The organism is Streptomyces sp. NPDC028305 (genome assembly GCF_055569495.1).
Genome location: NZ_JBVHTN010000010.1, coordinates 428,309 through 441,430 on the forward strand (window position 1 = coordinate 428,309; position 13,122 = coordinate 441,430).

General features: G+C 71.0%; 11 protein-coding genes and 1 pseudogene. 8 read left to right on the forward strand and 4 right to left on the reverse strand.

The features are described 5' to 3' along the window. Positions 1 to 76 precede the first annotated feature (76 nt). The 3 genes and pseudogenes from ACZ4WQ_RS39505 to ACZ4WQ_RS39515 form a co-directional block, all read left to right on the forward strand. Complete coding sequence (locus ACZ4WQ_RS39505; RefSeq protein ID WP_398374565.1) at positions 77 to 880, forward strand: SAM-dependent methyltransferase; 804 nt, start codon at positions 77 to 79, stop codon at positions 878 to 880. A gap of 113 nt (positions 881 to 993) precedes the next feature. Then, positions 994 to 1,503, forward strand: a complete 510-nt coding sequence (locus ACZ4WQ_RS39510; protein WP_398374563.1) for a hypothetical protein — start codon at positions 994 to 996, stop codon at positions 1,501 to 1,503. Between the two features lie 262 nt (positions 1,504 to 1,765). Next, a pseudogene (locus ACZ4WQ_RS39515) lies at positions 1,766 to 1,948 on the forward strand (XRE family transcriptional regulator); the annotation flags it as partial. Between the two features lie 64 nt (positions 1,949 to 2,012). Here the strand turns inward: ACZ4WQ_RS39515 and ACZ4WQ_RS39520 are convergent. The 4 genes from ACZ4WQ_RS39520 to ACZ4WQ_RS39535 all read right to left on the reverse strand — a co-directional run bounded on the left by ACZ4WQ_RS39520 (position 2,013) and on the right by ACZ4WQ_RS39535 (position 6,301). After that, positions 2,013 to 2,426, reverse strand: coding sequence for a peptidase inhibitor family I36 protein (locus tag ACZ4WQ_RS39520; RefSeq protein WP_398374562.1), 414 nt, complete (start codon positions 2,424 to 2,426; stop codon positions 2,013 to 2,015). Positions 2,427 to 2,508: 82 nt separating this feature from the next. Beyond that, positions 2,509 to 3,738, reverse strand: a complete 1,230-nt coding sequence (locus ACZ4WQ_RS39525; RefSeq protein WP_311724230.1) for an acyltransferase family protein — start codon at positions 3,736 to 3,738, stop codon at positions 2,509 to 2,511. A gap of 146 nt (positions 3,739 to 3,884) precedes the next feature. Beyond that, on the reverse strand, positions 3,885 to 5,327 hold the full coding sequence (locus ACZ4WQ_RS39530; protein WP_361183869.1) for a polysialyltransferase family glycosyltransferase: 1,443 nt from the start codon (positions 5,325 to 5,327) through the stop codon (positions 3,885 to 3,887). Continuing rightward, positions 5,327 to 6,301, reverse strand: coding sequence for a glycosyltransferase family 2 protein (locus tag ACZ4WQ_RS39535; RefSeq protein WP_311724228.1), 975 nt, complete (start codon positions 6,299 to 6,301; stop codon positions 5,327 to 5,329). The genes ACZ4WQ_RS39530 and ACZ4WQ_RS39535 overlap by 1 nt, the downstream gene beginning before the upstream one ends. A 322-nt stretch (positions 6,302 to 6,623) precedes the next feature. Here ACZ4WQ_RS39535 and ACZ4WQ_RS39540 point away from each other — a divergent pair, with 322 nt between their 5' ends. The 5 genes from ACZ4WQ_RS39540 (at position 6,624) to ACZ4WQ_RS39560 (ending at position 13,069) form a co-directional block, all read left to right on the forward strand. Continuing rightward, a complete protein-coding gene (locus ACZ4WQ_RS39540) occupies positions 6,624 to 7,949 on the forward strand; it encodes a DUF6716 putative glycosyltransferase (protein ID WP_398374885.1) in 1,326 nt (441 codons plus the stop codon). Between the two features lie 80 nt (positions 7,950 to 8,029). Further along, on the forward strand, positions 8,030 to 9,250 hold the full coding sequence (locus ACZ4WQ_RS39545; protein ID WP_311724226.1) for an acylneuraminate cytidylyltransferase: 1,221 nt from the start codon (positions 8,030 to 8,032) through the stop codon (positions 9,248 to 9,250). Next, on the forward strand, positions 9,251 to 10,183 hold the full coding sequence (locus tag ACZ4WQ_RS39550; RefSeq protein WP_311724225.1) for an N-acetylneuraminate synthase family protein: 933 nt from the start codon (positions 9,251 to 9,253) through the stop codon (positions 10,181 to 10,183). 221 nt (positions 10,184 to 10,404) lie between these two features. Then, positions 10,405 to 11,508, forward strand: a complete 1,104-nt coding sequence (locus tag ACZ4WQ_RS39555) for a hypothetical protein (protein WP_385341080.1) — start codon at positions 10,405 to 10,407, stop codon at positions 11,506 to 11,508. Between the two features lie 259 nt (positions 11,509 to 11,767). After that, a complete protein-coding gene (locus tag ACZ4WQ_RS39560; protein WP_398374882.1) occupies positions 11,768 to 13,069 on the forward strand; it encodes an amidohydrolase in 1,302 nt (433 codons plus the stop codon). Positions 13,070 to 13,122 lie beyond the last annotated feature (53 nt).

Here is a 13,122-nt window from a genome sequence, read left to right on the forward strand (position 1 = left end):
GAAGGATCGTGCTGACGGTTCGGTGACCGCTGGCGTACCCACGGTGCCGAAGAGAGCGAGACCACTGGAGAGCGGCATGACTTCTCATGACACCCCAGCCGCCACGCACGCGGCACGGCTGTACGCGCACTTCCTGGACGACGAGAAAGACGGCGCGGGCCGAGGACTGACACTGGCCGAACGGATACAGCAGCAGGTGCCCAACGTCGGCTTCATCGCACGCAACCAGCGTCTCTTTGTGCTGCGGGCGGTGCGTACCGTCGCCGAGCAGTACGGCATCCGGCAGTTCCTGGACATCGGCTCCGGGCTGGACCACGCACCGAACGTCCACGAGGTGGCGCAGGCCGTCGACCCGACCTGCAAGGTCGTCTACGTCGATCGGGACGAGGCGGTCATGGCGAGGCTGTCGGCCACGTGGGAGGGGGACCCCCGGGTCGGCTGCCTCACGGCCGATGCGCGCGATCCCGAGTCGATCCTGCGCTCCCCGGTCGTGAGGAGGAGCATCGACTTCGGTCGGCCTGTCGGGCTGCTCCTGGCCTCGGTCTTCCTGTTCGTCGAGGACGAGGACGATCCGGCCGGCATCATCGAGCGGCTGGTCGGAGAGCTGCCGAGTGGCAGCTATGTGGTCTTTTCGCAGGGCACCCACGACTATGACGGCGACCGGCGCACCGTGGAACTCCTGACCTCCTTGTACGCGGAGGGCGGCGTGACCGTCACACCGCGAGACAAGGCCACCATCGCGGGATTCCTGGAACGGGCCGGCTTGGAGATCCTTGCCCCCGGCATCGTCGCCACCAACCATTGGCGGCCGGACGCGGACGCCCGGCCGGGGGACGAGGCCGACTCCTGCATTCACGCCGCCCTCGCCTACAAGCCGTAGGCACGCTGTTGGTGGAAAGGAATGCGTACATTGCTGTGCTACCCGATCGGGAGTCCATGGTGAGTCTGTCCGGCCAGATACTTCCGCTCGTAGGCGTCGCCCTGGGGGCTGCCATGTCGTTCCTGGTGAGCAGCTTGAACGAGCGGACGAGGTGGCGCAGGCAACAGTCTGTGCGCTGGGACGAGCACCGCTTGACGGCCTATGCCGAGTACGCCCACGCCGTGAAAGAGCTGGCGGCTCGTTACCAGATGATCGCTGCCGCCCGGGGTCTGGTGTCGGGACCCATGCCATGGGAACCCACGCCCGAAGTGCTGGCCGAGGTACGGGAATTGGAGTCGCGCCGCTCCGCGCTGTCGGAGACGCTCGGGCTGCTCGGTGACACGGAGGCGAACACCGCGTCCAGGACACTTGACCACTGCCTGTGGCGGTTGGAGTGTCTGGCCCGCGGTGTCGCCACGGAGGTCGAACAGAACTGGGATCAGGCGTATCAGGAGTTCCGAGAGGCGCGGAGCCGCTACGTAGAACAGGCCCGCGCCAGCCTCGGTGTGTCAGGGGCCGTTGCCCGGGACGTCGCCTGGCCGGCCGCATGGCGTCCCGTGCCCCGGTCATCGTCTTCCCAGTGACGCGGTGCCCGGCACGGGCGCAGTCTCAGCCGCCCTCGCGCCACGGTCCGTGCTGGCTGGGGACACATCAGGACCGCCCACCCCGCCAGGCGGGGGACCGCGACACAGGGGCGGGACCTTGTCCTGGCAGTCGCCCGGTTCATTCGGGTGGTCCGGATCGGCCGCGCATTCCTGGCCGTGCGTGGGCGGGCGCGCGCCTCCTTCGCAGCTGGTGGCCATGCCCCCGGACATTGACCCGTCGCGCCGGGGCGCCTGCCGACCCTTCCGCTTCGACGACGACGCACTCGTCACACCGCACCTGGCCCGGCTCCTCGGCCATGATTCGCCGTTGATGCATCTGCGGCGTCACGGCGAGGTGGGGATGTGCTCGCGCTTCGTCGAGCACACAGAAGAACTGTGGGCCGGTGGCGTTCCCGTCCCCGAGAACTCGGCCGCCCCGCGGTAGCGGCAGTTGGCGGGGGACGGCGGCCTGGACGCGTGGCGCCCGGGCCGCCGGGGCAGCCCGGGGGTCAGCCGTCTTCGCCGGGCGGGGTGCCGCAGCTGGGGCCGCCCGGGCCGTTGAACTGGACCGAGCTGAGGAAGTCCCGGTAGTCGGGGAAGAAGTTGCCCTTGCCGCTCGGGCCGGCGGAGGTGACGACCGTGCAGCCCGTGTAGTTCGCGTCGGACCAGAGGTGGATGGTGGAAGAGGTCCGGTTCCAGTCCGACTTGGCACGGTCGTTCATGCCGAGCGCCGCGAGGTCCGGCGTGTTTCCGTTCAGCTTGATCATGTCGCCGGTGCCGTCGAGCCCCGAGAACATGCAGTAATAGCCGTCAGGACACCGGTCGTACCCGCCGGCCTCGGCCGCGTGGGCCATGGAGGACGGCAGCGCGGTGGCGGACGCGACGGCCACCGATACCAGCAGGGCACGGAACGTGTTCCTCATCTATTTTCCTCCTTGGCCCGAATCGGGCCCAGCGGGTGATGCGCCGAACCAACGGGAGGAGACCCTAGGGCGGGCCGGGCCGTCAGCGCACCCGAACGGCCGTCAACGACCGCTTGATGACAGGAGTCAGGCGTTGCTCCACGAAGCGGTAGAGCAGCCAGGCGAGGACCAGCATCAGCAGGATGGTCAGGGCGAAGGTGCCGTACGAGGGGATGCCCAGCTTCTGGTGGAGCAGCTCGACCACCACCCAGCCCAGGTGTTCATGGACCAGGTAGAAGGGGTAGGTGAGCGCGCCCGCGAGGGTGAGCCAGCGCCAGTTGGCCCACTGGAACTTCCCCAGGGCGATCAGGGCGACCGCGAGATAGCCGAAGGCGACGATGGCGACGATGCCGAGCGTCGAGCGGTAGGAGAAGAAGGAAGGATTCGGCGCGTGCCACAGCTCGGCCACTGCGTAGTGCTGGCCGATGAGGAAGCTGAGGCCGACGATGCCCCAGGCCAGGGCGTCGTGGCCGTAGCGGTGGATCAGGTAGAGGCCCATGCCGCCGATGAAGTACGGGGCGTACTCCGGCATCAGGACCAGCTCGAGGAAGGGCTGGTTCGCGGCGTCCGCGAGGGCGGCGCCCAGGGTCCATACGGCGCAGAAGAGGATGACGCGCCGGCGGTTGGCGCCGGGGAGGACGACGAAGAGCGCGAACAGGGCGTAGAAGCGCAGCTCCGCCCAGAGCGTCCAGCACACGCCCAGCACCCGGTCCGCGCCGATGGGCTGCTGAAGCATGGTGAGGTTGACGAGCGTGTCGCTGGGCGAGACCGACTTGAACGCGATCCAGGGCAGCGCGAAGACGGCGGTGACGATGAGGATCGCGGCCCAGTAGGCGGGGTACAGCCGGGAGACGCGGGAGGCGAAGAAGGAGCGCAGGGGGCGGCCCCAGCCGCTCATGCAGATGACGAAGCCGCTGATGACGAAGAAGATCTGGACGCCGAGGCAGCCGTACGCGAAGTAGGTGGACGCGGTGGGGAACTGCTCGCGGGGGGAGGTGCCCCACGCCTGGCTGATCTCCCCGCCCCGGCCGCCGTAGTGGTACGCGGCGACCATCAGGGCGGCGAGCAGCCGCAGGCCGTCCAGCGCGCGCAGTCGTACGGGCGCGCCGCGGGACGGGCGCGAGCCCTCGGGGGAGGGGGAAGGATTCTGCGGGAGTGCGGGGGGCAGGGGGCGCGCGGGGGATATCGGGCCGGTGTCGTCCGCGTCCCCGCCGGCCGGGGTGCTCCCCGAGCCGGTGGACGACGGGGCGGGTGCGCCTGCGGTCGCGGTCATGATGTCACCTCGTTCCGCGTCGCCCCGTCACCCTCAACGCGTATTCGGCCGAGCTCTCTGCCCGTGGTCATGGTGCCGTTTCCGTTCCTTCGCACTCGTCGCCTGTCTGTCCCGTACGGCCCGCTCAGTCCCCCGGTGCACCCGGTTCACCCCGTGGCCGCTCGCTTCAGCGCCGACCGCTTGAGCGCGCGCGCCCGGCGCGCCACGCGGCGCACGGTTTCGTTGCGCGGGATGAAGGCGAGCTGGGAGGGGACCGCGCCGGGCAGGGCGAGTGCCGTGAGGCGGCGGCGCTTGAAGTAGCGCCAGGTGGCGGCGTCCAGGTGGGCGGCGAGGTAGCGCTCGGCGGCGGGGCGCAGATTCGGGTAGATCTTGGCCTGCATGGCGAAGCCGACCGCGCTGACCAGCCCGGTCAGCCGCTGGCCGGTGCGCTCGTCGGTGGGCGGGGTCCAGGCGGCGACGGCCTTGTGGTCCTCGAGGTCGGGCAGCAGCGCGTCGACGATGGTGACCGGGACCCGGTTGCTGTTCTGGTAGGGGGTCAGCCGCTCCAGCAGCACCTCGGTGCCGATCCGGGCGACGGGCAGCCCGTAGAAGACGCTCGCGGTGAGCAGCGCGGTGGAGAAGCAGCCGATGACCAGGGCGGGGGCCATCCGCTGGTACAGCACCTCGGCGAGGACGGGCGTGTCCATGACGGTCAGCTCGGCGCCCAGCTCCGCGGCCTTCTTCTCCAGCATCCGCGACCAGCGGGCCGGCGCGGTGGGGTGCGGCTTGAACACGACGCTGCGGTGGCCGAGGGCCACGGCCCCGCGCAACATCCGCACATGCAGCTCTTCCTCCTCCTGTGGAGTGAGGATGTCGAGCGCGGAGAGGTACTGGCCGAGGATCAGGGCCGGGCCCACGCCGGTGGCGATCCGCTCGCTCGCGGAGGCGACGCTGCGCGGGGCAGCGTCGGTGATCTCGGTGAGCACCTTGGTGAAGACATCGGTCGGGATGATCTCCGGCTCGACGCCGAACTCGGTGAGCAGCAGCGGCCGCAGCCCCGGGACGAGGTCGAGGTGGAGGAGGCGGCGGATGCGGGTGCCGATCAGTGGATCGAGTTTGTTGCGGGTGGGGCCGTAGCTCATCAGCCCGTCGGCGTAGACGTCGATGGGCGCGCCCTGGAAGACATTGGCGATCGCCCCGGCCGGGTTGACCTGGATGGACTCCAGGACGATCTCGATGTCGTCGTCGCCCAGGTTCCACAGCAGCCGCAGATGGCGCTCCCACAGCGGGGCGTCGTCGGCGCGCGGGGACCAGCCGCCCGGGTGGAACGGGCTGATCGTCTCGTTCCAGGACAGGACGCGGTCGAAGCGGCCGCGCAGCCGCTCGAAGCCCGGCATCTCGTCGATGGCGGGCGTGGTCTCGGGCGTCGCGGCGTTGTTGCTGACGAGCAGCAGCCGGCGGTCGGCCGGGCCGATGCGGTCCGAGTCGAGCGCGGCGACGATCGTGGCGGCGCCGTAGAGCGTGGAGGCGAGGAAGATCTGGGTGCGCTTGCGGGGGGCGCGGGGCGCCCGGGCGGACCCGGCGGCTCCGGCGGGGACGAGGGCGGACATCAGGCCGCCACCTCCGTCACCGGGCGGCGCTTGAGCCGGCGCAGCCGGGCGGCGCGCTCGTAGTCCATCGAGTCCAGCGCTTCTTTGAGTACGTCCTGTGGCATGCGCTTCATGGCGGCCGCGGACATGGAACGCAGTTTCCTGGCCACGGTCGGCTCGAACCTTTCGATGTTGCCGAGATGGTGGGAAATGATCGCGCAATAGGTGCGCACGGCCTTCGGGAGAAGATCGGCCGCGTCCCGGTCCTGGGCCGTTTCTTCGATTACCTGATCGAATGCGCGAATGAAGTCGAGCTGCCGTACGTCGCCGATCTGGGTCAGGGAGGAGGCGACGCCGCGTCGGTAGAAGACGCCGAGCAGTCCGACCACCGCGAATGAGCTCGCCTCGCGGTGCAGCTTCCAGATCCAGGGGCGGTCCTCGGCGGTGCGCAGACCGTGGGTGAAGTGCAGCAGGCCCTGGTCGGCCAGGCGGCGGTGGTAGATGCCCGCCCAGGCGTAGGCGTAGTCGACGGAGGTGGAGCGGTCGGCGGGGAGGATGACGTCGCGCGGGTTCATGACGACGTTGCGCAGACCGTGCGGCACGCGGTGGATCGTGCGCGCCCGGCCGGTGCACTGGACATGGTCGGTGCGCACGAAGTCGCACCCCAAGTCCTCGATGGACGCGAGGAGTTGCTCGTAGTAGCCGGGGGCGAGCCAGTCGTCGCCGTCGAGGAAGGTGAGGTACTCGCCGCGGGCCGCGTCCAGGCCGGTGTTACGGGCGGTGGCGAGCCCCCCGTTCTTCTCGTGACGCACGTAGACGGCCCCCGGAAGATCGCGCTCGGCGCGCTCCAGGATCTCCGGCGTCCCGTCGGTGGCACAGTCGTCGACGAGAATGAATTCGAAGTCCGCACGCGCGTTCGCACGCAGACTTCTCAGCGTATCGGGGGCATAGGTCTGCACGTTGTAGAACGGCACGATGACGGAGAGCTTAACCACTCGCGTGACGGTAGGTCGCCGTCTGGCATTCGGCTTGACGAGGGGTGTACGTGAAGGTGAACGAAGGACGTCAGGACGGTTAACCCGCCGCCCCTGTCACCACATTTACGCGGTTGACCGGGGGCTTCGACCGACTTCCCGACAGCTTCCGGAAGACTTCCCGACGGCTTTCCGAAGGGCTCCCGTCGGTTCCCGTCGGCCGATTCGCCAAGCGTCGATGTTCTGTTAACCCTTTGTTGCTCCTGAGTTGGGCCGCGAATCGAAATCGCTTCCTAGCGTCAACGTCGTGCCCTCACGTACCAATTCCCCCCTACGAGTCGCCGTGCTCGCGGACTCCGACACCCGGTGGAAATGGGGCGCGCTCACCGCGCACCGCCTCGTACCGGATGACCTGGACTCCGCCTCCGCCCGCCGCATGGACGGCTTCCTGCTGCGCGGCCGGGCCACGCCGACGGTCCGGCAGCTCGCCGAGGTCGGGGTGCGGGCGGACTCGCTGCGTGAGGTGACGGGGGTCGAGTTCGTCGCGGCGATGGACCGCGAGCGGTACGACGTGATCGTACTTTCCCTGGTCGGCGGCGCCGTCCAGGCCATGCTGCACGGCCTCGCCCGCGCCTGGGAGGGCGCGCCGCGCCGCCCCGTCGTGGTCACCGGCTATGTGGGCGTGGTCTACGAGAAGCTCGCCGACGGCCTGCTGCTGCGGCACGGCGCGGATGTCGTCCTCGCGAACTCCCGCCATGACGCGGAGCGGTTCCGCGACGTCTACACGGGCGTCGGCGCGTCGGCGGACAGCGTCGTGGAGTGCGCGCTGCCGTTCCTCGGGGGCGCCCCGTACGACGAGAAGGCGCGCGAGGGGCGGGCCCACCCCGGCGGCACCGTGGTCTTCGCGGTCCAGCCGTCCGTCCCGGACAACCGCACCGACCGGATGTACCTGCTGCGCCGCGCCGTGGAGCACGCCCGGGCGCACCCTGACCGCGAGGTCCTGGTCAAGCTGCGCAGCAAGCCCGGTGAGCACACCACGCACATCGAGGAGCTGCCGTACCAGAAGCTGGTCGGCAAGCTCGGCGACGGCGTGCCGAAGAACTTCCGCCTCGCCTACGGGAACATGGGCGAGGTCCTGGACACCACGGACCTGCTGGTGACGGTCAGCTCCACGGCCGCCCTGGAGTCCCTGCACCGCGGCATCCCGACCGCCGTCCTCACCGACCTCGGGGTGCGCGAGGTGCTGGGCAACCACCACTTCCTCGGCTCCGGCTGCCTCGCCTCCTGGGACCAGCTGGACGCGGGCCACCTCCCCGAGCCCGACCCCGAGTGGGTGAGCCGCCAGGGCGTCGCGGCCGACGGCGCGTACGAGACGGCCTTCGACGCCGCACGCGAGCGGGTCGCCGAGCTGGCCGCGGCGGAGCAGCTGCCGCCGCTCGCCCCCTACTACACGCGCGTCACCGCGCCCGGCTATCTGCCCGCGAGGCTCGCCCGGTACGGCTTCGAGCCGGACGGCCGGCCCCGGCCGGGCGCGGCGGCCGGGGACGACGCGCAGGTCAGCGGGTTGCGGCGGGTCGTACGCAACACCATGCGGGAGGCGGCGCGCGGCGCCTACCGGCACGGCGTCCAGCGCGTGGCGCCGGTGATCCGGCGGATGGGGGAGCTGTGAGCACCCCAGCGGGTCACCCCACCGCAGCCGGCCTCGTGCACCCCCCACGCGAAAACCCCGAAGGCACTGAAGGAGCCGCCATGTCCCCCTCCGACCGGCGTGTGGTCGCCGTGATCCCCGCCCGAGGCGGTTCGAAGGGCGTGCCCGCCAAGAACCTGGCCGCCGTGGGGGGCGTGCCGCTCGTCGCGCGCGCCGTCCGGGAGTGCCGGGCGAGCCGCCTGGTGACGGACGTGATCGTGTCCACCGACGACGCGGGCATCGCCGCCGTGGCCCGCGGCGCGGGCGCGGAGGTCGTCCAGCGGCCCACCGCCATCGCGGGTGACACCGCGACCAGCGAGGCCGCCGTGCTCCACGCGCTCGACGCGTACGAGGCGATCCACGGGTTCTCCGCGGAGGTGGTGCTGCTGGTGCAGTGCACCAGCCCGTTCATCGTCCGCGAGGACGTGGACGGCGTCGCCGAGGCGGTGCTGGACGGCGGGGCGGACACCGCGCTGACCGTGGCCCCGTTCCACGGCTTCGTCTGGCGGGACGCCGAGGACGGGACCGACGCGGACGCCGAAACGACGGCCGACGGCGGGTACGGCGTCAACCACGACAAGTCGTACCGGCCGCGCCGCCAGGACCGGCCGCAGGACCTGCTGGAGACCGGCGCCGCGTACGCGATGCGCGTCGAGGGGTTCCGCGCCGAGCGGCACCGCTTCTTCGGCCGCACCGCGCTGGTGCGCACCGACGCCGCCCGCGTCCTGGAGATCGACGACCCGCACGACCTGGCGCGGGCCCGCGCCCTCGCGCCCCTCCTCGACGCCCCGCGCCCCGGTGCGCTCCCCACCCGCGACGACATCGACGCGGTGGTACTCGACTTCGACGGCACCCAGACGGACGACAAGGTGCTGATCGACTCCGAAGGACGCGAACTCGTCGCCGTGCACCGCGGCGACGGGCTCGGGATCGCCGCCCTGCGCCGCGCTGAGCTGGCGCTGCTGATCCTGTCCACGGAGCAGAACCCGGTCGTCGCCGCACGCGCCCGCAAGCTGCGGGTCCCCGTGCTGCACGGCATCGACCGGAAAGACCTCGCGCTGAAGCAGTGGTGCGAGGAGCAGGGCATCGCGCCGGAGCGCGTGCTCTATGTCGGCAACGACGTCAACGACCTCCCGTGCTTCGGCCTCGTCGGCTGGCCCGTGGCGGTCGCAGGTGCGCACGACGTCGTGCGCGGCGCCGCACGCGCGGTCACCTCCACGCCCGGAGGTGACGGTGCGATCCGCGAGATCGCCTCGTGGATTCTTGGAAAGGAACTGTCTTAAGTGAGCTCCAACAATCGCCTCCGTACGCTCGGTGACAAGATCGCCGGCCCCGGCCACCCGGTCTACGTCACCGGTGAGATCGGCATCAACCACAACGGCGACCTGGAGAACGCGTTCAAGCTGATCGACGCTGCCGCGGACGCCGGCTGTGACGCGGTCAAGTTCCAGAAGCGCACCCCGGAGATCTGCACCCCGCGCGACCAGTGGGACATCGAGCGGGACACCCCCTGGGGCCGGATGACCTACATCGACTACCGGCACCGCGTCGAGTTCGGCGAGGACGAGTACCGCGCCATCGACGAGCACTGCAAGAAGCGCGGGCTCGCCTGGTTCGCCTCCCCGTGGGACACCGAGGCCGTCGCCTTCCTGGAGAAGTTCGACGTCCCCGCCCACAAGGTGGCCTCCGCCTCGCTGACCGACGACGAGCTGCTGCGCGCCCTGCGCGCGACCGGCCGCACGATCATCCTGTCGACGGGCATGTCCACCCCGAAGCAGATCCGCCACGCGGTGGAGGTGCTGGGCAGCGACAACATCCTGCTCTGCCACGCCACCTCGACGTACCCGGCCAAGGCCGAGGAGCTCAACCTGCGCGTGATCAACACGCTTCAGGCCGAGTACCCGAACGTGCCGATCGGCTACTCGGGCCACGAGACCGGTCTCCAGACCACCCTCGCCGCCGTCGCGCTCGGCGCGACCTTCATCGAGCGCCACATCACCCTGGACCGCGCTATGTGGGGCTCGGACCAGGCCGCCTCGGTCGAGCCGCAGGGCCTCCAGCGCCTGGTGCGCGACATCCGCACCATCGAGGAGTCGCTGGGCGACGGCGTCAAGAAGGTCTACGAGAGCGAGCTCGGGCCGATGAAGAAGCTGCGCCGTGTCGCGGGCGTCGTCGCCGAGGGCGAGTCCGCCGAGCGCGAGCCGGTCGGGGTCTGACCGTCCGGTCGGAGCCAAAGAGGTCCAACCAAGGGGCCTGAGAGGGCCATGAGGACTAAGAGGTCCGAGAGGGCCAAGAGGTCTGAGAGGTCCGAGAGGGTCATGAGGTCCAAGAGGCCAAGGAGCCGTCTGCTGTGAACTCATCGGCCGGTCAGCCCGGCCCACACCCGGAAGCGGCGGGTCCCCGTGACTCGTCGGGGGCTGCCCGCCGCTTCCGGGCCCTGCCCCGGGACGCCGCGGAGCGTGCCGCACGTCCCGGTACCACCGGCGCCGGCTCCGGCGCCACCCTGGCCTTCGTCGAGAGCCCGGTCCAGCTGCTGAACGTCCTGGAGTGGGCGCATACGGCCGGGGCCGACCCCGACGGGCTCACGGTCGTGGTGCTGTCGCCGCACGACCCGATGACGCGCGGTCAGCTGCGCCGTATGGCGGAGCTCGCGCGGGACGAGGGCTTCGCGGTGCGGTGGGAGGAGGCGCGCGGCGGGGCGGGCGCGCCGCTGAAGACGATCGGGGGGCTGCGCGGGCCGCTGCGCCGCGCCGACCGGATCGTCATCGGCGATCCGTTCTCGCGCTATGTGCAGCTGCTGCTCATGCTCACCCGCGCCCGGGACCTGGTCGTCGTCGACGACGGCACGGCCACCATGGAGTTCGTCTCCCAACTGGCCAGCGGTGAGCCCCTGGTGCGCTGGCACCGGCGCGGCACCGGCCGGGGGGCGCGCGAGATGGTGTTCGCTCCGGTGTCCGCGAACGCGCGTCGTCGGCTCACCCCAGGTGGCGACCGGCGCGTCGAGGTGTTCAGCTCGATGCCCGTCGAGCCGCCCGCCGGGGTGACGGTCACGGCCAACTCCTTCGCCTGGACCCGGGACCGCTTCGGCCCGCCGACGCTCACCCGGGGCACCGACCTGGTGGGCACCTCCCTGGTGGAGACCGGGGTGGTGGACCTGGAGCGCTATCTGGAGGCGGTGGCCTCCCTGGCCCGTACGCACGGGGCGACCCGCTACTTCGCGCACCGCCGCGAGAGCGCCGAGAAGCTCCACCGGGTCTCGGTCGAGATCGGGCTGGAGATCGTACGGCCGGACCTGCCGCTGGAGCTGATAGCCCGCCGCGGCCCCATCGGCCATACGATCGTGAGCTTCCCGTCGACCGTCGTGCACACGCTGCCGCTCGCGCTCGTGGGCACGGGGGTCAAGGTCGCGGTCTGCGATGTGGACCCCGCCTGGCTGCGCAGCGACGCCTCGCCGCGCGCCCAGGGGTTTCTGTCGGGGGTCACCGGCACCGCCCGGGACGCGCACCGGCTGCGGTCGATGCCCGCGTCGGCGGCGCCGTGAGCGGCGGGTCCGGGGGCCCATGACCACGTCGATGACCACATCCTGAGATGACGGCGGCAACTTCCTGTCAGGGCTTCACCTGTACGCCATGTGGCGCTCGTCACTACCAGGCGGCGGCGGAGGGGCCTGTTATACCCCCTGACTAGGGAGATCATGCGCAAGGGGTGGCAGTTTCCCGTCCCCGAACGGGTTGATGTTTTGTTGATCGACATCCGGCCGCCCCACCAGCCGTTCTACGCTTCATCGGGTGAAGCAATTGATGTCCCCCCAGACCGATTCCGTCACCGCCGAGGCCGAGGCCGTCACCGCCCTGGCCGCCGCACCCGAGGTCGCCGCCAGTCTCAGCGCGGACGCCCTCGCTCTGCCCGGCCGGCTTCCCGAAGAGCTTCGGACGGAACTGATCGCCTTCCGGCGGGACATCCACATGCACCCGGAGCTCGGCAACCGCGAGGTCCGCACCACCGCCGCGATCAAGGCGCGGCTCGAGCAGGCCGGCCTGGAGCCGCGCGTGCTGCCCTCCGGCACCGGCCTCATCTGCGACATCGGCACAGGCACCGGGACTGGGACCGGGACCGGTACCGGCGACGCCGCGGCCCTGCCCATGCTGGCGCTGCGCGCCGACATCGACGCGCTGCCCATCCCGGACACCAAGTCCGTGCCCTACCGCTCGACCGTGCCCGACCGCGCCCACGCCTGCGGCCACGATGTGCACACCACCGTCGTCCTCGGCGCCGGTCTGGTGCTGGCCGAGCTGGCCCGCGAGGGCCGGCTGCCGCGCCCCGTGCGGCTGCTGTTCCAGCCCGCGGAGGAGGTGCTGCCCGGCGGCGCGCCCGACGCGGTCGAGGCGGGTGTGCTGGACGGGGTCGGCCGGATCCTCGCGGTGCACTGCGACCCCGGGGTCGACGTGGGCCGCATCGGGCTGCGCGTCGGCGCGATCACCTCCGCCTGCGACCGCCTGGAGGTCTCCCTCGACGGCGCGGGCGGTCACACCGCGCGCCCCCATCTGACCACCGATCTGGTGACCGCCGCCGCGAAGGTGATCACTGAGGTGCCCGCGCTGCTGTCCCGCCGCGTCGACACCCGCTCCGGCCTGGCCGTTACCTGGGGCCGGGTGGAGTCGGGCCACGCCTGCAACGTCATCCCGCAGCACGCCGAGCTGTCGGGCACGGTCCGCTGCCTGGACCTCCCGGCCTGGCGGGAGGCGCCCGATCTGGTGCACGCCGCCGTCGACGAGATCGCGACCCTGCACGGCGCCAAGTCGGAGATCAACTACGTCCGCGGGGTGCCGCCCGTGGTGAACGAGGAGAGCTCGGTCGGGCTGCTGCGCCGGGCGATGGAAACGCGCCGTGGATTGTATGCGGTGGAGAGCACCGAGCAGAGCCTCGGCGGCGAGGACTTCTCCTGGTACCTGGAGCATGTGCCCGGCGCGATGGCGCGGCTGGGCGTCCGCAGGGTCGGCGACACTGTCCGGCGTGACCTGCATTGCGGCGATTTCGACGTGGATGAAGAGGCCATCGAGGTTGGCGTGGAGCTGTTCACCGCCGCGGCTTTGCTCGATTGACATGTCCCGGAGGCCCCCAGGACAAGTCAGATTCGCGACGATCCGATAACGGC

Excerpts from the sequence above, each read along its gene's own strand:
- ACZ4WQ_RS39530 (WP_361183869.1), bottom strand. The coding sequence starts at position 5,327 with ATGTCCGCCCTCGTCCCCGCCGGAGCCGCCGGGTCCGCCCGGGCGCCC.
- ACZ4WQ_RS39505 (WP_398374565.1), top strand. The coding sequence starts at position 77 with ATGACTTCTCATGACACCCCAGCCGCCACGCACGCGGCACGGCTGTAC.
- ACZ4WQ_RS39510 (WP_398374563.1), top strand. The coding sequence starts at position 994 with ATGTCGTTCCTGGTGAGCAGCTTGAACGAGCGGACGAGGTGGCGCAGG.
- ACZ4WQ_RS39545 (WP_311724226.1), top strand. The coding sequence starts at position 8,030 with ATGTCCCCCTCCGACCGGCGTGTGGTCGCCGTGATCCCCGCCCGAGGC.
- ACZ4WQ_RS39525 (WP_311724230.1), bottom strand. The coding sequence starts at position 3,738 with ATGACCGCGACCGCAGGCGCACCCGCCCCGTCGTCCACCGGCTCGGGG.
- ACZ4WQ_RS39560 (WP_398374882.1), top strand. The coding sequence starts at position 11,768 with ATGTCCCCCCAGACCGATTCCGTCACCGCCGAGGCCGAGGCCGTCACC.
- ACZ4WQ_RS39520 (WP_398374562.1), bottom strand. The coding sequence starts at position 2,426 with ATGAGGAACACGTTCCGTGCCCTGCTGGTATCGGTGGCCGTCGCGTCC.